Genomic DNA, 22,373 nt, shown 5'->3' with positions numbered 1-22,373 from the left:
AATGGTCTATCAGCATGGCAAACAGATTGGAGAAGCTAAACCGCTACTTGGTGGGCTGGATGGGGTACTATCAATTAGCCGATACCCCCTCGGTTCTAGCCAAGCTAGACCAATGGATTCGAAGAAGATTGCGAATGATTCGATGGAAAGAGTGGAAGAAAGTTAAAACAAAACATAGAAACCTAACGAAGTTAGGAATACAAACTAACAAGGCTTGGGAATGGGCAAATACTAGGTTGGGTTATTGGCGTATCGCTAAAAGCCCCATCTTAGATAGAGYCCTTGATAACCAATACTGGTCGAATCAAGGGCTCAAGAGTCTGCTTATGAGATATCAAACTTTGCGTTTGACTTAATTGAAACCGCCGTATACCGAACGGTACGTACGGTGGTGTGAGAGGTCGGGGGTTAGTCACCCCCTCCTACTCGATTCTGACCGTATTTACGGATGTGATCCAGCCGCAAGGTGTGAGGTGGTATCAGAAAAAAGAAATTATTTTATGCAGCAACGAAGAAGATGCCAGTCCTGTAGTAGAATGGCTTTGTATGTGAAGATTGCCCGTAATGCAGACATCGGTTTTGTTTGTTTTAAGCATTAGCCATTCTGTGCTTTGTTGTAACCCGTCTTTATCTTTGGTTCAATGCTAAAACGATTTGTTATTGAATGGTATTTTATCCTCCTCCCTCTTTACGTAGAAAGGTTAGAGGGGAAATCCTGATTAAGAAATCCACAATCTTCGTATAAACAGCCATACCTTTAAAGAATTGTCTTATAAGCAGATCAACTGTATGATTTAGATATTATGAATGAAATATTATAAAAGAAGGAGGCTATAATCTTGAGTCAAAAAGATATAGAGGGTCCTTTGACTGAGACGGAATTGCCTGGAAAGTCAAAGAAGAAGAAAAGAATTAATTCTGTAGATATGGTCCGAGGGCTGGTTGTCTTACTTTCTGTATTTGTAAGTGCCTTGCCATGGGGAGGATTAGAATATTTTAGACATGCAGAGTGGTATGGACTGACAATTACTGATATCATTTTTCCAGGATTTCTTACTTTGTATGGTATTGGGATGGCAATTGCCTATTTCAAAAAAGTAAAATGGCAAAAGCTCATTAGGAGAACAATTGCTTTTATTATTTTGGGGCTTGTTTTCAATATGATAGGAGCTTGGGAAATAGACTTTAGTACATTGAGATATACTGGGGTTCTGCAAATTTTCTCTATAACTGGCATAGCCCTCGTCTTGATCACACGATTTGCAAGGCAGTGGTGGGCAGCTTCTTTGGTCGGCCTCCTTATTATCTCTTTACATACAGCTTTCTTACTTAGTGGAAGTGATGGATGTGCCGATGGCCTACCGCAGCCTGATTGTAATCCTGGGATAGCGGTTGATAAGGCAGTCTTTGGCAGTGAGCACTTATATCATCAAGGAGAAAGAGGATATGACCCAGAAGGGATTATGTCAGTGCCGGGAGCTTTAACAAACGTTCTGTTTGGGTATGCGGCAGGTATGCTGATGCTTAAATACCGCAATAAAAAGCCGTGGCTGAAATTGTTTGGATTCGCTGTGCTGCTAGGAGTGGTGTCTCTGTTGTTTTATGAGTTTCTTCCATTTAATAAGCGCATATGGACAGGAAGTTTTACAGCTTTTGCATCAGGAGCCATTATCGCAGTACTTGCCTTGTTTTATATTATTTTTGATAAAGAAGGGAAAGATGGGGATTCAAGAGGCGCTACCGGTGTCAGCTGGATCATTGAAGCGTATGGAAGAAATAGTTTGTTAATTTACTTTGGGAAGTACATACTGATTTCAGTATTAATTAATGTAAGACTTGAAGCAGCTTCTGGGAAGGAGCAGTCCATTCATAGTCTCTTCCTTCAATGGATTGAAGAGTGGAGTGCTTATCCCAAAATCTCATTCGCCTTATTCATTGTTCTCTTTTGGACAATAACAGCGATTATCTTGCATAGAAAAAATTGGTATTTAAAGATTTAAGCCTTTTGCTTAACAATATTCATGAAGCTGCCGATATCAAAATTGGCAGCTTATTTACTTTCCCTGCCTTTCCAGTCTTTAAACCTAAAGAAAAGGATTGGAAGAATTTTTCTAGTAGTCTATAAGCACTTATTTCCAATTTCGTATGTTTTTTCATATGTTCAATTGCTATAATGTTACATAGATTACAATAATTCGACATTAGTAGGAGGAAAAAATGAAGAAAAAGCTTCTTGGTTCGTTGGCGCTGTCTATGGGACTTTTTATGATGGTATCAGCTAATGGTGCATCGGCAGAAAAAAGGGTGGTTATTGACCCGGGGCATGGTGGGAAACACACTGGTACATGTGGATTAACAGGTAACATTACAAGGATTTGCGAACGAGATGTGAACTTATCGGTTTCCTTGAAATTACAATCATTACTTGAAGATAAAGGATATGACGTCCATATGACGCGTGAGTCGGATGTTGACTTTTCAAGTTATATATCTGGGGCTGGCGGGGATTTAGATTTGCGGATGCGTTATGCGAATGATTTGATGAGAGGTAATAATGACCAAACCATCTTTATATCTGTGCATCATAATGGACATCCAAGATACACGGGTGTAAAAGGAACGGAAACGTATTACTATGATGGATTGCGTTACTTTGACTCCAGATGGCCGCATGATCCCTTGCAAATCACATACCTCCAGGATAGCAAAAGACTAGCAGAGTCTGTTCATCCTAATATGGTTACCAATCTGAAAACAGAAGACAGAGGAATTCATGCGGATGAGGCTTTTTATATGATCCGTAATGCTCAATCGCCTTCTGTTCTTTTGGAACTTGGCTACATGACAAATGCCGAGGAAGAAGCAAGGATCAAGACGAATGACTTTCAATGGGCTGCGGCAAAGGCTGTGTCGTCTGGGATTGACAGCTACTATGAAGTATTCGAAGTATATAACATGAAAAATGAACGTCTGATAGTGACGGACACGAAAGAAGAAGCTATCCGGTTTGCGGATAAACAGAATGAATTTGTAACGGTTTTTGATAAAGAGACTCAAAAGACAATTTACGACAACGAAAATTATATTGTTTATACAGGAAATGAAAGTTCAGAAAAAGGCTTCTATTCATACCAGCTGGCTCTTGATTATGCGAAAAAACATGCAAATTCTTATGTTTACAATAAGGATGCAGAGTGGATAGCATGGGCGAACGGAATTAAACCGGTTTATGCGGTCTATCAGTCCAATACCAAAAAGAATAATTACTATGATTATAAGAAGGCACTCTTTGAAGCTGAAAAGCTTACAAACAGCAAAGTAGTAAGAAGTGATACTTCTGAAATTATTTGGACGAATATTAAAGGACAGAAGGCAGTAACCACACCGCATGTCAATGTGCTGAGCGGAAGCAACCGCGTGAAAACATCAGTGGAAGTGTCTAAAATGCTATATCCTAAAGGCTTTGCACAGGATAAAGAACAAAAAGTCGCCATTCTCGCTACTGGGTATGATTCTGCAGACGGATTGTCGGCCGGTCCTTTATCAGGTGTTTATGGCAAGGCACCGATCTTATTATCAGAATCAGACAACTTAGATAGTTCCATTAAATCAGAGCTTTCGAGATTAGGTGCTGAAAAAGTGATCATGATAGGCGGTACAGGAGCCCTTAGCTCAGAAGTCGAAAAGGGAATTCGCGGCTTGGATATTGCAGTTGAACGCATTGAAGGAAGCGATCGTTATGAAACCAACAGAAAAATCGTACAAAAACTTGGTTCCGTGAACGGCTATTTCATTGCTTCCGGCAAACAATTTGCTGATGCACTTTCTGTTGCTCCTATCGCAGCAGCCAACAATTGGGGAATTATCCTAACAGACCAGAAATCAATCTCAAGCGACTCTCTGTCTCTTATTAAAGGAAAACCTGCCAGAGTAATCGGCGGAACTGCGGCAGTGAGCGGAGCTGTTGAAAAGTCAGTGAAAACAGCAGCAAGCAATGTAAAGAGATTATCTGGTACTACACGTTATAAGACATTATCAGCAGTGCTATGGGAGTTTAAGGACAAGTTTGATTCCTCTGCCATCTTGCTTTCTACCGGAGAGAGCTTCCCGGATGCCTTGTCGGCTGCTCCTCTTTCAATTGGAAACGGAGCACCTCTTATTATGACTGGTCCGGAAATGGACTCTAGTGTAGAGTTCTTCCTTAGGAACTTGGCGAATGGGCAGCGTATTAAAGAGGTTAAGGTTGTAGGCGGTACATTGCCAGCCGATCTGGTACAGGATACAACCTACTTTATTAAGTAATCGACAAACGATCAGCTGATTGGAGGACAACTATGAAGAAGCTTGCAATGCTATTGCTGTTAGGTGCCCTAGTGGTCCTTCCGGCATGTTCTAATAATGCGGAAAATGACAATGAGACTGCTGTGGATGAAATGCAGAATGAAGAGCAATCAAATGATAAAAACACTGACCAGCCAGCTGATGATTCAGTCTCAGAGCAGGAGGGAAATGCTTCAAACAGCGAACAGGATACCCCATCTGACAGCTTGGACCAAGATGAATCAGCTGAGAATGATGCTGCTGAAGTAAGCCTTTTGATGTACAGGCCTGAGGGCAGTGAAGTGAGGATTTTTAAAGAAAATGATCAACAGGTCTTTACAGAAGAAATAATTGCTCAAGATGAAGAGTATGTTCAGATGGTAGTCACTCTCGGCGGATCTATGACAACGGAAATATATCATTGGTCAGAAGATGAAGTGGCTTTGGTTTATCAGGAGTATACCGACCCCGACCAGCCAGATGCTAACCTGCTCCAGGGATTTGAACCAAGCACGGACACTGAAGTGATATTCGGGGAAAGTGCTGAGTGGGAACTGGTCAGCGAAGGTGAAACACTTGAAGTTGGCGGCAAAACCTATGAAGATGTGAAACAAGTAAAAAAAGTTACTGATGAAGTGGTCGGAAGCGATACTATTATCATTCGTTACTATGCCCCTGGATATGGAATGGTGAAAGAAGAAATGGAAGTAACTGGAGATAATGGTTATAAATCAACAGTAGTCCTAGATTAAATACTAGAGTGGCGGGGAGCGGAGTAAATTGAGAAAAAAATTAACATTTATGATTGTTTTTCTTATGGTCTTTACCTTGTTTTCCCACTCCTATACAGGAGTGGGGCATGCAGCTGAGGAAGTAAAGGTGAAACTAAGGAACAAACTGGGGAACACCACTAATATCGCGCTAAAAATCACAGGTGAGTACTTTATTACAGAAAATTCGGATATCAAGCTGAATTCAAGCAGCAGCTACAACGTTAAGCTTGAAAGCGGCAAGCTAAATTTGTATAGAAATAATACCAAAATCAAAACCTATAGCACATCATTCACCATCGAACCGAAAACCTACGGTCAATCAAACTACTTCTCTATTAACGGCGAACCCTATTTGGGAACGGTTAAGTTCACGATTGAAGGAAGTTACATCAGACCGATCAATATGCTGCCTTTTGAGGACTATCTTAAAGGGGTAGTACCTGGTGAAATGCCTGCTTCTTGGAATGTCGAAGCTCTGAAAGCCCAGGCTGTTGCCGCCAGGACTTATGCGATAGGAAGAGTCAGCAATACGAACTTTGATGATACCATCTCCAATCAAGTGTATGACGGTTATAAATGGTATCCCAACTCTACAAAAGCGGTTGAAGGTACAGCCGGACAAGTCCTTCGTTCAGGAGGCCGTTTGATTTCGGCAGTCTATTCGTCCAGCAACGGTGGCCATACAGAGTCGAACTCGAATTACTGGGGGAGTTCGAAAGCCAGCTATCTTCCATCAAAAGCAGACCCGTATGATCCGAAGATTGGCTGGAACCTTGCAATCAACCAAGTTCAAGTGGACGCATCTAAACTCGATCTTTTGCGCCCTGAAAAATGGTGGAATACCGCATTAGAGAAAAGCGAAGATGCAAAAACCCTGAAATACATTAAGAGCTATATTGAGAAAAACACAAATGTTGCAGCAGGTTCTGATATCAAAGTTGTAAGGGTGCCGGAATTAAGCGTGAGCGGTTCTACTAAGGCAGATAACGGGACGGCAACAGGGAAGAGCACACACGGAACGGTAAAAGTCGAATACTTTGTTAAGAATAAGAATGGTGAATATGTAAGAGAAAGCAATAATAATAATATATCCAATGATTATGCCACTACTCTTGGCGGATCTACCCGCTATAACACGAGTGTGGAAATCTCGAAAGAAGGATGGGGAACGTCTGGAGCGGTAGTCCTTGGCCGCGGCGATAAGCATGTAGATGCGATCACGGGTACGGTATTAGCTAAGAAACTGAATTCCCCGCTATTATTAACAGAATCTGACAAAGTGCCGAGTGTGGTGCTAAATAGAATTAAAGAGTTAAAGGCATCAACGGTATATGTATTGGGCGGCACAGCTGCCATTTCTGAAAAAGTGGAAAGTGAACTGTCATCAATCGGAGTAACAGTAAAGCGAGTGAGTGGTTCTTCCAGATACCAGACTTCCTCTGCTGTTGCAAAAGAAGTAAAGGATTTCACTGAAGTATTTATTACCAGTGGAGATGAAGTGTCACCAGATGCCCTGTCCATTTCATCCTATGCAGCAGATAAGAAGGCTCCAATCCTATTAACTAGCAGAGAGTCCCTGGATTCTTCTGTAAAAAATATCATTAAGGGATCCAATATTGATAAAGTGACAATCATTGGGGGAACTTCAGCTGTCAGCAGCACGATTGAAAGTCAATTACACTCGTTGGGTGTTTCAAATATTAGTAGAATTTCCGGTGCATCCCGCTATGAAACTAGTATCAAAATTGCTGATAAGTTCAACTTTGATTTAAACAATATCTTCTTTGCTCAGGGAGAAACATTTATTGATGCTTTGCCTGGTGCAGTTCTTGCAGCTTCAAAATCGGCACCTGTAGTTCTTACCGAGAAAGATTCCTTGCCAGCGAACGTGCAGGAGTGGGTAAAAGATTTAGGAATGCGCCCGCATATTTACTATTTAGGAGGTACATCGGCGATTTCAGATAGTACCAAAACAAATATTAAAAATGCTTTATTAGGGGATATAAAATTGTTTACCCTTCACTTGCAAGATCAAAACATAAGTAAATTACGCTCAATGTTTGGCGGAATTTACTTCAAAAGCTACCATATTGATGCTATCCAAAACAGCGGTGGAAAATTCACGATCCAAGGAAAAGGATTTGGCCATGGAGTTGGGATGAGCCAATATGGAGCAAAAGCAATGGGTGACAGAGGTATGAGTTATACACAGATATTGAATCATTATTATCCTGGTGCACAGCTAGGAAAATAAACTAACAAGTAAGAGTAAAAAGAGACCGCATGGAAGCTATGCGGTCTCTTTTTATTTCTTTGTTTTAAAGTCTTTTCAAAGGCGATGAGGCTGGTCAATATTAGTTTCGAAAGATAACAGCCATTGTGCACGCAGGATCTACTGAAAAAGAAGAGTGTACTTCCCGCTGAGAGGAAAAAGCCTATTATCCAGTAGATATCCGAAAGCGGCAATATATCCGAAACCGCCTTGTTTTAATAGTTTGATTTTGGGAAAAGGTAGTGAAGGAAACCAACTGCACTTGGCAGCAGCCTATCCGGAAAAAGAAGATAATCAAACCGTTACAAGTTTATACAGAGATTATAAATTTGTAACATCACGATTTTCAAGCATGGGTATGCTATAATACAATTGTTTTACTAGACAAGAGGAAAATATCAAAAGAGGTGTTTGAATATGAGAGTGAAAAAAGCGATTATACCTGCAGCTGGACTTGGGACTCGCTTCCTGCCTGCAACGAAAGCTCAACCTAAGGAAATGCTTCCGATTGTAGATACACCGACGATTCAGTACATAATAGAAGAAGCTGTAAACTCCGGGATAGAAGATATTTTGATTGTGACAGGACGCGGCAAACGTGCGATAGAAGATCACTTCGATAAATCTCTTTTACTGGAAGAAATGCTTGCGGAAAAAGAAAAATACGAACAGCTGGAACAGATACAAAAAATTTCGGAAATGGCTGATATCCACTATATACGCCAAAAGGAACCAAAAGGATTGGGCCATGCCATTTGGTGTGCAAGAAAGTTCATAGGCAATGATCCATTCGCGGTCATGCTGGGAGATGACATTGTAGTATCAGAAAAACCTTGCTTAAAACAACTGATTGACGAATTTGAAGATAAGCAGAGTTCTATTATCGGCGTTCAGCAAGTTGCGGATCAGGATGTATCAAAATATGGAGTTATTGCCCCGGAAGATGAGAATTATGAAGGAAACCTTGTAAAGATCAAGGACCTGGTCGAGAAGCCTTCTTTAGAAGAAGCCCCTTCCCGCCTGGCTATCATGGGAAGATATGTGCTGACGCCTGAAATTTTAGATATACTTGAGAATATTCCACCGGGCAGAGGAAACGAAATTCAATTGACCGATGCTTTGAAAGAATTGACAAAGCAGCAAGACATGTATGGCTACCATTTTAACGGCCGAAGATATGATATTGGAGATAAGTATGGTTTCGTACAAGCTACTGTGGAGTTTGCTTTAATGAGAGATGACCTAAAGGATCCTCTGCGCAAGTGGCTTAAAGAAATAGTGGCAGATTAATAATTGAAGGAGCTATGAAGATGAACGTTTGTGTAATCGGAACAGGTTATGTCGGCCTGGTATCAGGAGTGTGTTTCAGTGATATCGGAAATAACGTAACGTGCGTAGATCTCGATGAAAATAAAATCAACAACCTGAAAAAGGGGATTGTTCCTATTTATGAACCGGGACTGAAAGACCTGGTTATCAAGAATACAGAACAAGGAAGACTTTCGTTCACTACCCAGTTAAATCAAGGGATGGATACTGCCGATGTCATCATAATCGCTGTCGGTACCCCTGAGAAGGCATCCGGGGAAGCAGACTTGCAGTACGTAGAAGCGGTAGCTAAATCAATTGGTGAAAACCTGAATGGATATAAAGTGATCGTAACGAAGAGTACTGTACCGGTAGGGACGAACCGCCGTGTGAAAGAATTAGTAGCGAAGTACAGCGGAAGCGATGATTTTGATGTGGCTTCAAATCCAGAATTCCTCAGGGAAGGTTCGGCTATTTACGATACCATGAATATGGAGAGAGCGATCATTGGTGTAGAATCCGATAAAGCCGGGGAAATCTTAACGGAGCTGCATAAACCGTTCAACACGACGGTGATGGTGACCACTATTGAAACGGCAGAAATGATCAAATATGCATCAAATGCATTTCTCGCTACGAAAATCAGTTTTATCAACGAAATTGCAAATATCTGCGAAAAGCTTAATGCCGATGTCACGGATGTGGCAAAAGGGATGGGCTTGGATGATAGAATTGGATCGAAATTCCTTAACGCGGGAATCGGGTATGGGGGCTCTTGTTTCCCTAAAGATACAAAGGCACTTATCCAAATTTCTGGAGAAGTGGAACATGACTTCCAATTGTTGAAATCTGTGATTGAAGTGAACAATAAACAGCAGAGAATCTTGATGGAGAAAGCTGAAAAGAGATTTGGCAGCCTTTCAGGAAAGAATGTTGCTCTGCTTGGCCTTGCATTTAAACCAAATACTGATGATATGAGAGAAGCAGCTTCCATTGTCATTGCTGATGAACTAGTGAAGCAAGGCGCAAATGTTAAAGGATTTGATCCTATAGCGAAAGAAACAGCAAGACGGGTACTTCCTGAGCAAATTGATATTTCAGGTGATATTGAAGCAACTCTTGAAGATGCTGATATCGTTATGATTCTCACAGACTGGGATGAAGTCAAGAAGCTTGATCTAGGGTTACTTGCACAAAAACAGAAGAAACCGGTTATTTTCGACGGAAGAAACTGTTTTTCACTTGATCATGTAGCTCAGTTCGGGCTGGAATATCACTCCATCGGGAGACCATCTTTGGTATAAAGCTTTCAGAGTGGGGATCACATTATCAAAAGGGGGACTTTTTAAAAGTCCCCCTTTATCGTCTTTCTTTAAGGCTCTGATTGTGTTTCTTAATCGAATTTGGCTCCAAGTACGCCTTCTTTTTTGCCGCATGGAGGAGTGGCAGCTCCTTGCAGAACTACTAGCAAATCCATTCCCCGGCATGATCTTGTTTTTATTCCTCTAAATCGACAGCAGAACGAAGATTTATTCGACAAAAATTGAAACTAATAATAAAATAACAGGAGAAACTTCTAAAAAACTGGGTTTCGTAATATGAGTGCCTTCAACATGTTTAATGCAGTTAAATATATGAAAAGCTAAAGTATATCAATTTTAAGGAGAGACTTATAAATGGACTTGTTTACCAAGATTAGAGATAAAGAAGAAGGAATCTCAGTTATCGGCTTAGGCTATGTCGGCCTTCCTTTGGCTGTCGAATTCGCGAAGAAATATAAGATAACAGGTTTTGACCTTAACACAAAGAAACTTGAACAATACAAGAAAGGTGTCGACGTAACCAATGAAGTTGGAAATGAAGCTGTAAGCAACACGTCTATTGTATTTACAAGTGATGAGGCTGAATTGAAGAACTCAAAGTTCCATATTGTGGCTGTTCCGACACCGATTAATAGTGATAAAACGCCTGACCTTACACCAGTCATCAGCGCAAGTGAAATAGTAGGGAGAAACCTGGTTAAAGGTTCAATCGTTGTTTTTGAGTCAACTGTTTACCCGGGAACGACGGAAGAAATATGCATTCCCATCTTGGAAAAAGAGTCAGGCCTGATATTCGGAGAAGACTTCAAGGTTGGATATTCTCCCGAACGAATCAACCCCGGCGACAAGGTCAATACTCTGACTAAGATTATCAAGATTGTTTCCGGATCAGATGATGAAGCACTGGATGTAATCGCCGATGTTTATGGTTCTATTATAGAAGCAGGCGTCTTCAGGGCAGAATCCATTAAAGTAGCTGAGGCTGCGAAGGTTATCGAGAATTCCCAAAGAGATATCAATATTGCTTTTATGAATGAGCTATCCATGGTGTTCAACAAAATGGATATTGATACAAAGGCAGTTCTTGAAGCCGCAGGCACGAAATGGAACTTCCTTAAATTCACTCCCGGTTTAGTAGGAGGCCATTGCATAGGTGTTGATCCATACTACTTCACCTACAAAGCTGAACAGCTGGGATATCACTCCCAAATTATTTTATCTGGCCGCAAGATCAATGATGATATGGGGAAATATGTTGCGAGCAATATCATTAAGAAGCTGATAAAGGCTGGGAATCCAGTTAAAGGCAGCAGAGTCGCTGTTATGGGCTTGACGTTCAAAGAAAATTGCCCAGATGTGAGGAATACAAAAGTCATCGACATTATTGAGGAATTAAAAGAATTCGGCGTCGAAGTTCTTGTTCATGATCCTGTTGCTGAAAAAGAAGAAGTGAATGGGGTCTATGGTATCGAGCTGGTTGAAAAAGATGCCTTGAAAGATCTAAATGGAATCGTCCTGGCCGTCTCTCATGATGAATTTAAAAAGGAATATGATTTGGATTTCATTGATCAAACATTCGCGGACAATAATAAAGTGCTGGTTGATGTGAAAAGCTTATTCAGCAGAAAAGAATGTGAAGCCCGCGGGTACGAATACTGGAGTTTATAGCAGGCAGTTCAGGTTAGAGTTGCTGCTTGTAAAAAACACCAATGACCTGATCATTACCTGTAATTAAGCAAAAGGAGAGAAAAGCTCTTCCCTTTATTGCATATAAAGGAGCTGCAGGTGCCTCATGGCGTTTGTTATGGAATAGCATCGTCTCTTTTCTAGAAGATTGGTTTTCCCCGCCTTGGACGAAGCGGAATGAGATTGCAGTCATGTGCCAGGACCAGAATTCTATTACTAGTCAAACAGCCATAATCTTTATCAAAACCGCCTTGCGAAAAAGAGCTTCATAAATTGTCAAATGCGGCGCTGCTCCAAATGATGGGGCAGACCGTGTGTTTTCTTTAAGGAGGACCCAAATGAGGTTGTTGCATATTTGTTCTTATTACATAGGAAATAAATTGTACATGAACTTGTTCAGCCGCTTGTCGCAGCTTGGGCTTAAACAAGATGTGTTTGTGCCGGTCAAAGATGAAAGCCATATAGGCAGCAACCAGCTTCCGGCAGAATACCATGATATCAACTATTCTTATAGAAATATGATAAAAAAGCATGATAAGTATTTATATAAAAATAAAATCACCAAACAAATGAAAGAAATTGAAAGCTCTTTTGGGAATGCTGCTGAAATTGATTTCATACATGCCCACACGATTTTTAGTGATGGCGGTACAGCATACAAGCTGCATCAAAAGTATGGAACACCATATATAGTGAACGTCCGCAATACGGATATTAACTTTTTTTACAAATATGCAGTACATTTGAGGCCCTTTATGTACAAAATCCTCAAAAATGCCAAAGGAATCGTCTTTCTCTCTCATGCCTACAAGGAAAAGACATTCTCACTCCTTCCTGCAGAGGTGTCCGAGGCCATAAAGGATAAGTGCCGGGTGATACCCAATGGAATCGATGATTATTGGCACAGCCTTCATTCTCCTGTCAAAAGCCAAACCCCAGATAAGATGAGTCTATTGTTTGTGGGATTAATAGATAAGAATAAGAACTTAGGTTCAGTTATCCGAGCCTGTGCCATTTTGGCGGATCAAGGGAAAGATGTAACGCTCCATGTAGCAGGCAGCGGCCCTTATGAAGAGAGAACCATGGAACTCAGCAAAGAACTAAAAATCGAGGACCGTGTAAAATTTCACGGCTATATTAAGGATAAGACAGTTATTGCCGGACTGATGGAGGAATCTGATATTTTTGTCATGCCATCATTCCGTGAGACATTCGGACTGGTTTATATTGAAGCCATGTCCAAGGGGCTGCCGGTTCTTTATTCTGAAGGCCAAGGGATAGATGGGTTCTTTCCTGATGGAGAAGTAGGATATTCCGTCGACCCCGGAACTCCCGGTTCAATCGTCAGCGGCATTGAGAAGATTGTCCAGGACTATGAAGGTATATCAAGCAGGAGCATAGAACAATCAAAAGCTTTCAAATGGGAGGAAATTGCTGAGAGATATAAAGAATTATACAGTAATCAGCCTTTCCGCTTTTCCAGCGAGACCTGAGAGACTTCCCTTTCTGAATCAGCAGCTGAAGCTCCATTGTCCAGCATGAATGGTACTTCTTTTATACACAAAATTTCCCTTCCCTTTTAGAGGAAACCAATTCCTTTATATTGGACATCCCTGTTACATTAGAGGGCGGAACGCTTCTTTGGGTTCATTCAGCCCTTCCTTTTAGTGAAAATCTGTGCAGATACAATTATATGGAGGTGAATAGACATGAAGAAGTTAGTATATGTAGCTTACTATTTTTTTGAAGAAGATGGTGTGGCTGCGCTTAGATCCAGAGTGTTAACTGATGAGCTGGAAAAGCGGGGGAACGAAATTGATGTTATTACGAAGAAGTCATTCGGTCCAGCGGCTCAAAAGAGTAAATTAAAATGGGGACTTGCTGTATTTAAGTACCTTATGAAAGCAAAGTATGATAAATTGTTCGTTTCCTGCGGGCCTTTCTGGCACCTGCGCTTTATCCTGACTGCCGCTCTGGCCAGGAAGAAAAAATTCATAGTAGATATCAGAGATCCTTGGTCCGCAAATTTAAAAGGCGGTTTTGGGGGGACAAAGAAGAGGGCTTCCTGGAGAGTCATTAAAGAAGCGGAATTTTGGGAAAGAATAATGTATAAATATAGCGAAAATATCTGGACCGTGTCAGAAGGGATGAAAGAATCTCACCGCGAAGCCATTGGGGAAACGGATAAATTCACCGTGGTCATCAATGGACATGATATTGATGCTGAGCAATTTGCGCATGCTGATAAAGGGCCGAATGATGCCCTCACGTATGTTTGTATGGGGAAATTTGTTGAATATGGAGCTGAAAAGGCTGAAGCAGCTCTGCGGAAATTAAGGGACGTGAATGAAGCAGCAGAAAAGGATTATATGCTAGAGTTTATCGGAGCAAAGGAAGAGAAGATTAAACCTATAGTAGAAAAATTGCAAATGGCCCAGAATGTCCGTTTTATCCCAAGGCTTCCATATCAAGATGCGATTAAAAAAGCTTCACAAGCAGATATTGGCTTCTGTATTATCCGGGATGAATCGCTGGAACATGGTACAAAAACATTTGACTATATCGGACTTGGGCTGCCTATCTTTGACTGCTTCCAAAAAGGGTCTCATTTTCATCAGTTTTTCGAGCCATACTTGACGTTGACAGAGAAAAAAGAAATTCCGTTGGAGACAAGAAAAAAATTTTATAGAAGAAACATCTTCAAACCATATTTAAGGGAAGTCGAGAAGTAATGTTAAAAAACAAGAAAAGGGGGAAATAGGGTGGAGTACATTAAAGTGAAATTTAAAGAGAATCTCTTATTTCAAATCCTTTCCTCAGTCGCTTTGAGTATATTATTTTTTCTGGCCCTGCATGTGCTTGGTACAAGTTCTCTTTTGAATCTTGATATTCTCTTATTGGGAATCGGCCTTCTGATGGCGGTAGGATTTGCTGCGTTTTTCCTTAAGGGGCTGCATTGGGAGCATGTTTTCTTATACTTATTCATAGCAACCTCATTTCTGGGTGCCGGGATTTTATCCGTTAATGTGGGGCCCTTCAGTCTTTTTCCATATCGTCTATTCTTTGTTCTGTCACTTGCCATTTTTATTTATCAGTTTCTAAAAGGGCAAGCAAGGATATACAATTCAAAAGTAAAATTTCAGCTGCTCTTTTTTTATTCCTGGCTTGGGTATGGATTCATTTCTTTGCTATGGGCAAAGTCCATTACTGAAGGGATAAAATATTTGATTCTTTTATTTATCGGGATTGCCTTGATTACTTTGGTAAACGTTTATTTCACAAAACGCCTGCAGTATCTCAATCTCTTTTACATATGGATCATCATGACGGTGGTGTTGATTGGCATAGGGCTGTGGAATCACTTTACAAGGCAGCATTTAGCCATCTCGACGATTAATACTCTTCCTGAACATGTACAAGGCGTGCCCACAGCTGTTTTTGTGAATCAGAATGATTATGCAGTTTTCTTGAGCATCGGTATCTTCTTTTTCATCTCCTTTTTGAAGTATTCACAGAATCAGTATGTTAAACTGGCCAACTTAGCGATGATCGGTTTATCACTATATTTGATTTATTTGACCTCATCCCGTGCCAGTATGCTGGGCCTTGGAGTGGGTCTTGCACTTTATGTATTCATGCATTTTAGGCCAAAACTGAAAAAATTCCTTATCCTATTGGGAGGGATTGGTGCAGCTGTTATTCTTGTCCTATTCAGCGGCAGGGTCTTCAGCGTTCTCGAAAAATTTAAAGGCGAAGATTTTGATCCTGATAATATGGGGTCGACTCAAATCAGAATTAATCTTACTAAAAATGCCTTCCACTTTATTGGTGATACACTTGGTTTTGGAGTGGGGGCAGGAAACTCTCAAGTTTACTTGGAGAGTTATTCAGCTTACTTCACCCGGGGAATTTATAAAATGCATAATTGGTGGCTTGAGATATTCTCTAATTTCGGAGTGATCATCTTTGTAGGGTATGTGCTGGTATTTGCTGTATTGATCGTATCCTTCTATAGATTCTGGAAACAGACAGATGACTCTGTTGAGAAAATGATAGCTGAGGCTCTTTTATTCTCATTGATCACCTTTATTCCAGCCTCCATTAGTCCAAGTTCTGTTTCTAATTTATTTTTCCATTGGGTTCTCATAGCATTCAGCATTGGATTCCTAAATTATATTCGAAACAAGCCAACATTCAGGTCTCGTGTTAATTAACGTTAGTAAGGGGTTGAAACGATGAAAGTGTTAATTATTTCTCATATGTATCCATCCTCTATGCAGCCGGTTTATGGTATTTTTGTACAAGAGCAAGTTAGGGAGCTCATCAAGCAGGGATGCGAGATAAAGGTAGTTGCACCGATGAAAGCCACACCGTTTCCAATCAATAAGCTGCGAGCTAAGTGGAGAGCATACGACCAAGTGCCCTCTATTGAAGAAAGGGAAGGGATTTCCGTCTATCATCCAAGATATATGTCCCTCCCAAAAAATATTCTTTTTGAGCGGAATGGTGAAAATCTGTATGGCAGTATAAAGAAATTGGTTAAAGATATCAGGAAGGAATTCGACTTTGATCTAATTCATGCCCATGTTGCCCTTCCAGATGGCTTTGCTGCAAGAAAATTGGCTGAAGACTTTGATGTTCCTTATGCGGTCACCATCCATGGAGAAGACTTCTTTAAGTCAATTCATTTAAACGAAAAAGCCAAAGAAGCTATACGCCTGACCATGTCGGATGCGGCGAAGGTGATATTGGTGAGTGAGCGCTTAAATAAAATAAACAGAAAAGAGCTGGAAGTTCCCGAATCTAAGATATCCGTCATTCATAATGGAATCAATGATCTTTTCCTGGAGCCAAGGACCACCCAAAAAGCGTACTTTCCAGAAGGCAAAATTAATATCCTGAGTGTCAGCTACTTGGTGGAGAGAAAAGGAATCGAGTATAACCTCCGGGCTCTTAGCAGGCTTAAAGATGAGCAGCCTGATTTTCATTATGTTATTGCGGGTGATGGAGAAGAAAGGCAGTCACTCGAGCAGCTGACAAAAGAGCTTGGACTGGAGAATCATGTCACTTTCATGGGCGCGGTCGTGCTGGAGGTAGTAAAAGAACTCATGGATCAAAGCGACATTTTTTGCTTGCCAAGCTGGAATGAGGCTTTTGGAGTCGTTTATATCGAGGCAATGGCCAGTGAGAATGCTGTGATTGGCTGCCTGGGAGAAGGAGTGGAGGAGATTATCACTCCCCATGTCGATGGACTGCTTGTTCCATCCCGTGATGAGGAGGCCCTTGCTAAAGCATTTAAATCTTTGATTAAGCAGCCTGATCTCATTCACGAGTTAGCCGGTAATGCGGTGGAAAAAGTAAAAGAAGGTTTTACATGGAAGAAGAATGCACAAAAAATTAAAGATGTATATCAAGACATACTAAACGAAAAATAGGTGATTTCTACTATGAGAAGAACTCTTTCTACTATAGCTGCCCGATTTAAAAAGTACGCCATATTCCTGCTTATCCTTCCGATTTTGACAGGTGTCCTTGCCTTTTTTGCTACTGATGAAGGCGATGGATCGCCTTCTGGCCGCAGTTCTTACTTTGCTAAAGTAACCATAGACTTAGGGGAGTTCAATGACCCTCAGTTCAATGAGGCCAACAATGTGAAGAATTTAATCAGCAGCACTGCTTTCCTGCAGAAGCTGCCGGATAATCAGTCAAACACCCTTATGGAAATAGAAGATATTCAATTAAGTCTTGATATTGAAAATGTTTATGATGAACAAGTGATTATTAAGTTAATTGGAAGTGAAGAGGAAAGGACTTTGGCAACACTCGAGGGTATTGTCGACCATTTCATTGAACGCAGCGACGCTCGATATGACGAATGGACAGGACTTATTAACCAATCAATTGAAGATTTGGAGGAGACAGAGGTTGCAGCGGAAGAGGCTGCGACCCGGCAGGAACTTTTGTTTAACTTGAGGGAAAACTTGTTCTTCACCAAGCAAGCAGAAGTAATTGAACCAGTCACACTAGTAACTGAAGGAGGAGGCAGAAGTGACGGGCAGCCTGCCAATCCATTCACAAACGTCATTTTCGGTCTCATAATTGGATTCATGTTAAGCTTGTTTTTAGTATTACTGCCTGAAGTATTTAGAGATTAATTAATAAGGCTCTTTTCGTAAACTTTGTTGCTAATAGAGAGAAATCCTTTAGTATCCGGGGAAAACAGCCATTAATAATTACAAGATGAATGCTGGCGTTCCTGCCAGCCTTTGTCATTTTTATAAGAGGTGATTTTATTGATGAATAAAACGGAGCCTTTAATATCTGTCATTACACCTGCCTACAATTCTCAGGATTACATTGAAAGCACAATTGAGTCAGTTAAGGCACAGACTTATAAGAATTGGGAAATGGTTATAGTGGATGATTGTTCTTCTGACGGTACGAGAGAAATTTTAAAAAGAGAAGCGGATGCAGATCCAAGGATAAAAATCCATTTTCTTGATGAAAACAGCGGTGCTGCGGTAGCGAGAAATACAGCCATAAATGAGTCAGAAGGAAGATTTATTGCATTCCTTGATGGAGATGACCAATGGCTGCCAGAGAAGCTGGAAAAGCAGCTGGGCTTTATGCTTAAGAATGATTTAGCCTTTACATTCACCCAATACTCTATTATGGATCAAGATGGAAATGACACCGGAAAGGTCGTGCAGATCCCTGAGAGCATTGATTACCACGGGCTGTTGAAAAATACAATTATCGGTTTCTTGACTGTCATGGTGGACAAAGAAAAGACGGGTTATTTCCAAATGCCGAATATCAGGACCCGCCAGGACTTTGCCTTAGAGTTAGACTTGCTGAAGAGAGGCTTCAGTGCATATGGCTTACAGGAAACGTTGTCTAGGTACAGGGTGGTCAAAGGATCTATATCCAGTAATAAAATAAAAACTGCTAAGAGAAACTGGCAGGTTTACCGGAAAATTGAAAAGCTGAGCCTCGGCTATTCATTATGGTGTTTTGTCAATTATGGATTTCATGCAGTGAAAAAAAGGCTGTAAAGGAAAGAGATTCATTTGGATTTTTAATAATTTTGATTTTAGACTTTCTTATGAGTTCTAAACATAACGAGGCACTCCTAAATTAAAAGGGGTGCTTTTTAATTTGTTTGTACCCAGAGATATGGGGTAAAAAATAATTAAGATGTAACTTTATTTAGCCTTTCAACGTCTAAGAAGAGTAAGAGTTAAAATAGTTATTGGCACTTTTTGATTTATATGATAAGATGAGGATGTTTTATGGTGCATATTTTGACGTGTTTTGAAGATTGATAGTGTCGGAGATTCCAAAAGAGTCCTGATTATGGTGCTCTCCACTATTTTCTAGTGTTGATTTTCTGCTAGGTGAAATACTAATACTGAAACTTTGATAAGGAGATTTAATTATGGACAAAGTTTTATTGGCTTTTTTTACATCTCTGATTACGGTCCTGGTTATTACTCCGCTCATAATAAAATTAGCATTGAAATTAGGCATCACTGATAAACCGAACTATCGCAAAGTGCATGCAAAGGTCATGCCGCGTATGGGCGGACTTGCTATATTTATTGGAGTGGCTGTAGGTTATTTTGTAAGTGATCTCCATAACGAAAAAATTACTGCAATTACTGCAGGGGCGATACTCGTGGTCATTTTGGGGATTTTAGACGATAAATTTGAGCTTTCTGCAAAAATTAAATTTACTGCCCAGATTTTGATTGCTGTCATGATTGTCAGTACTGGGCTCACCATTGACTTTCTCACGATTCCATTTGTTGTTGAGAAATTCCAGTTAGGATGGATGGCGTATCCGATTACAATCCTGTGGATTGTCGGTATTACGAATGCCATTAACCTGATTGACGGCCTCGATGGACTTGCGGCAGGAATTTCCTCTATAGGGATTGCAACCATTGCTGTTATGGCAGGACTGGCAGGGAAAGATTTAATACTGCTTATTTCTGTCATTATATTGGGAAGCACTATGGGTTTCCTTTTCTATAATTTCCATCCCGCCAAGATTTTCATGGGGGATACAGGCGCATTATTCCTGGGGTACAGTATATCGATTCTGTCACTGCTGGGTCTATATAAAAGTGTTACCTTATTCAGCATTATTATTCCAATTTTGATTATGGGAGTGCCGATTTTTGATACAACGTTCGCCATAATCAGGAGAATATATAATAAGCAGCCGATTTCCAGTCCAGATAAGTCCCATTTGCACCACAGGATTTTGGCAATGGGGCTCTCTCATCGAAACACGGTACTGGCTATATATGGATTAGGTGTGCTGTTCAGCATCAGTGCCATTTTGTTATCTTCGGTTGAATTGTGGGGAGCTCTGCTCATCATGTTCAGTTTGTTTGTGATAACACTTGTCATTGTGGAAGCAGTAGGTCTCGTGAATGACCAATACCGACCATTTATCAAGTTTTATCGAAAAGTGTCGGGGAAGCAGCAGTAATAGAATAACCATATAACAGCCGTTTATTTATCCATAAACGGCTGTCTTTTTTTTCTGTTTAAGAAATAATAAAATTACCCTCTGTGGACTGCTTTTAAAGTGCAGCGCTAATCTCCTAAGGCTCTATTAAACAAAGTAATTTCCTCTTAGAAATTTTGCCTGTTGGAGCTGAGCCTAGGTTGTTTTCGTATATATTGTTGTTTTTGAAAAATCCTAAAAGTCGTATTTGCTCTGAAAGAAAAGAGAAACTCTTTACTCTCTTGCTTATCAGGCTATCTCAGTTCTTTAGGGAGCTATCTTTCAGCGTTTAGCAGTAAAGTTTACGAAAAGAGCCCTATAGTATAATGAATAACGGGAAGTAATTAGTTAGAAAGAAGGGAACAAATTTTGTCTTCGATGATGAAACAGCTTTTAGGCGGTATGAAATGGACAGGTTCTGCGACAGCTATCAATACAAGTGTGCAGCTCTTCCAATGGGCAGTGATAGCAAGGCTTCTGGATCCTTCCGAAATTGGAATCATGAGTATGGTTGCGGTCATTATCACATTTGCTCAGCTCTTTACGGACATGGGTGTCGGCAATGCCATTATCCATAAACAAAATGCTACACAAAACCAGCTTTCAACCTTGTATTGGTTAAATGTTATGACCGGTTTTACTGTTGCTGCGATTGTTTTCTTCTCAGCTCCGTTAATTGCCGATTTTTATAATGAACCGCTCTTGGTGGAACTGGTCCATCTTGTAGCTTTAATATTCTGCATTATTCCATTTGGTCAGCAATTTCAATATATCATGCAGAAAAATCTTGAATTTGACCGTATAGCTAAAACGGATATTATAAGTGTGATTACTGGTGCGGTTGTCGCCATTCTTTTAGCGTACTTGGGCTTTGGTGTTTTCTCGCTTGTCTATGGACAAATCGTTTTTCATTCTTTGAAATCCTTATTATACGGAATTCAAGGCTGGAAGGATTTTCGCCCAAGCTTCTATTTTAAATTAAGAGAAGTGAAATCTTTCCTAGGATTTGGCTTATATCAAATGGGTTCGAGGTCGGTCAGTTACCTATCATCGAATGTCGATTATATCTTGATTGGACGATTTCTAGGAGCTGAAGCATTAGGCGTATACCAGATTGCCTATCAGCTCGTCGTGGTTCCGGTCACGAAAATCAACCCGTTGATTACTAAGGTAGCTTTCCCATTGTTTGCCAGAGAGCAGAAGAACAATGAATCTTTAAGCAAAGGATTCACAGACATGTCCAAAATGCTCGCTGTTATTACATTTCCCATATTGTTTGGAATGATGTCCACAGCTGATGTGCTGGTTCCTGTCATGTTTGGAGATCAATATGATGCTTCCATCGTACTCGTGCAGATTCTGGCTCTGCTTGGAACCTTTAGAGTGTTAATGAATCCGAATGGATCGATCCTGTTAGCAAAAGGGCGAGCGGATATTGGTTTTAAGTGGGACCTTGGTGTAGCAGCCATTCATACGCTGGCTTTTTATTTGGTCGTGGAAAATGGGGTAGAGGCAGTAGCCTGGACCTATGTCATTTTAGGAGTGATTAACTTCCTGCTGGGAAGAATCCTTCTTCATCATGTAATCGGACTGAATGCGAAACAGTACTTTACAGGACTCTCAGCTCCGGCCATCATTAGCGCAACTATGGCTGCTCTGGTTTATGGAAGCTATTTACTGGCAACTCAATGGTGGGATTCAGCTTCTGTATTGTTGCTTGCCGTCCTCGTTCTCTTGGGGATAGGCCTCTATGCCATTTTGTTTATCAGTTTTGATAAACATTACCTGAAAGAATTAGCTGGATTTCTAAAAAGAAAGAAAAAACTGGCTTAATAAAAATAATCTTGCTTGCAGACAAGTCGTCTGCAAGCTTTTTTGTTGTGCGCCTGGCATGGGTGCAATCTATAGGGTGTAAGTCCCGAACTGTGAAGGCAGAAGTAGCAGTTAGCTTAACGCAAGGGTGTCCATGGTGACGTGGAATCTGAAGGAAGCGAGCGGCAAACCTCCGGTCTGAGGAACACGAACTTCATAAGAGGCTAGTATTGTTGGACGAGTTTGCAACACAAAACAAAGTCCTTTCTGCCGAAAGCAATACAAAGTAAATGAAGCAGATAGGTGGAGGGAAAGATTGTACTTTTACCCAGGGAGGTCTGACTGATAAGCCGAGCACACTC

Annotated in this window: 16 protein-coding genes; all 16 read left to right on the top strand. The window is 40.7% G+C overall.

All coding sequences use genetic code 11. The features are described from left to right. Nucleotides 1–14: 14 nt before the first annotated feature. The 16 genes from FZC78_RS22800 (at nucleotide 15) to FZC78_RS22725 (ending at nucleotide 22,032) form a co-directional block, all read left to right on the top strand. On the top strand, nucleotides 15–356 hold the full coding sequence (locus tag FZC78_RS22800) for a group II intron maturase-specific domain-containing protein (protein WP_148942362.1): 342 nt from the start codon (nucleotides 15–17) through the stop codon (nucleotides 354–356). A 483-nt stretch (nucleotides 357–839) separates the two neighbouring features. Then, nucleotides 840–2,000: an acyltransferase family protein gene (locus FZC78_RS22795; protein WP_148942361.1), complete on the top strand. Its 1,161-nt coding sequence runs from the start codon at nucleotides 840–842 to the stop codon at nucleotides 1,998–2,000. 217 nt (nucleotides 2,001–2,217) lie between these two features. Beyond that, entirely contained in the window at nucleotides 2,218–4,302 is a 2,085-nt protein-coding gene (locus tag FZC78_RS22790) for a cell wall-binding repeat-containing protein (protein ID WP_148942360.1), read from the top strand. A 32-nt stretch (nucleotides 4,303–4,334) separates the two neighbouring features. Next, nucleotides 4,335–5,072 carry a hypothetical protein gene (locus FZC78_RS22785; RefSeq protein ID WP_148942359.1) on the top strand — a complete coding sequence of 246 codons (738 nt, stop codon included), beginning with the start codon at nucleotides 4,335–4,337 and terminating at the stop codon, nucleotides 5,070–5,072. A gap of 28 nt (nucleotides 5,073–5,100) precedes the next feature. Beyond that, the gene (locus tag FZC78_RS22780; protein WP_148942358.1) at nucleotides 5,101–7,347 is read left to right on the top strand and encodes a SpoIID/LytB domain-containing protein; all 2,247 of its coding nucleotides are present in this window, start codon (nucleotides 5,101–5,103) and stop codon (nucleotides 7,345–7,347) included. Nucleotides 7,348–7,782: 435 nt separating this feature from the next. Beyond that, entirely contained in the window at nucleotides 7,783–8,655 is an 873-nt protein-coding gene (galU, locus tag FZC78_RS22775; protein ID WP_148942357.1) for a UTP--glucose-1-phosphate uridylyltransferase GalU, read from the top strand. A 20-nt stretch (nucleotides 8,656–8,675) separates the two neighbouring features. Continuing rightward, on the top strand, nucleotides 8,676–9,977 hold the full coding sequence (locus FZC78_RS22770; protein WP_148942356.1) for a UDP-glucose dehydrogenase family protein: 1,302 nt from the start codon (nucleotides 8,676–8,678) through the stop codon (nucleotides 9,975–9,977). A 372-nt stretch (nucleotides 9,978–10,349) separates the two neighbouring features. Beyond that, on the top strand, nucleotides 10,350–11,663 hold the full coding sequence (locus FZC78_RS22765) for a nucleotide sugar dehydrogenase (RefSeq protein WP_148942355.1): 1,314 nt from the start codon (nucleotides 10,350–10,352) through the stop codon (nucleotides 11,661–11,663). 356 nt (nucleotides 11,664–12,019) lie between these two features. After that, on the top strand, nucleotides 12,020–13,174 hold the full coding sequence (locus FZC78_RS22760) for a glycosyltransferase family 4 protein (RefSeq protein ID WP_148942354.1): 1,155 nt from the start codon (nucleotides 12,020–12,022) through the stop codon (nucleotides 13,172–13,174). A 216-nt stretch (nucleotides 13,175–13,390) separates the two neighbouring features. Next, the gene (locus FZC78_RS22755; protein ID WP_148942353.1) at nucleotides 13,391–14,413 is read left to right on the top strand and encodes a glycosyltransferase family 4 protein; all 1,023 of its coding nucleotides are present in this window, start codon (nucleotides 13,391–13,393) and stop codon (nucleotides 14,411–14,413) included. Nucleotides 14,414–14,443: 30 nt separating this feature from the next. Further along, nucleotides 14,444–15,895: an O-antigen ligase family protein gene (locus FZC78_RS22750; RefSeq protein ID WP_148942352.1), complete on the top strand. Its 1,452-nt coding sequence runs from the start codon at nucleotides 14,444–14,446 to the stop codon at nucleotides 15,893–15,895. Nucleotides 15,896–15,916: 21 nt separating this feature from the next. Then, on the top strand, nucleotides 15,917–17,116 hold the full coding sequence (locus tag FZC78_RS22745; RefSeq protein ID WP_148942351.1) for a glycosyltransferase family 4 protein: 1,200 nt from the start codon (nucleotides 15,917–15,919) through the stop codon (nucleotides 17,114–17,116). 12 nt (nucleotides 17,117–17,128) lie between these two features. Then, entirely contained in the window at nucleotides 17,129–17,836 is a 708-nt protein-coding gene (locus FZC78_RS22740; RefSeq protein ID WP_148942350.1) for a hypothetical protein, read from the top strand. A 141-nt stretch (nucleotides 17,837–17,977) separates the two neighbouring features. Further along, on the top strand, nucleotides 17,978–18,736 hold the full coding sequence (gene tuaG / locus FZC78_RS22735; protein WP_148942363.1) for a teichuronic acid biosynthesis protein TuaG: 759 nt from the start codon (nucleotides 17,978–17,980) through the stop codon (nucleotides 18,734–18,736). A 383-nt stretch (nucleotides 18,737–19,119) separates the two neighbouring features. Further along, a complete protein-coding gene (locus tag FZC78_RS22730) occupies nucleotides 19,120–20,181 on the top strand; it encodes a glycosyltransferase family 4 protein (RefSeq protein ID WP_148942349.1) in 1,062 nt (353 codons plus the stop codon). A gap of 396 nt (nucleotides 20,182–20,577) precedes the next feature. Beyond that, entirely contained in the window at nucleotides 20,578–22,032 is a 1,455-nt protein-coding gene (locus FZC78_RS22725; RefSeq protein ID WP_252183713.1) for an MOP flippase family protein, read from the top strand. Nucleotides 22,033–22,373 lie beyond the last annotated feature (341 nt).

The sequence above is a fragment of the Rossellomorea vietnamensis genome (assembly GCF_008180415.1).
Taxonomy (GTDB): Bacteria; Bacillota; Bacilli; order Bacillales; family Bacillaceae_B; genus Rossellomorea; species Rossellomorea vietnamensis_C.
The sequence above is the reverse complement of the archived record's forward strand: the minus strand, read 5'-3'. Positions and strand labels throughout refer to the sequence as shown.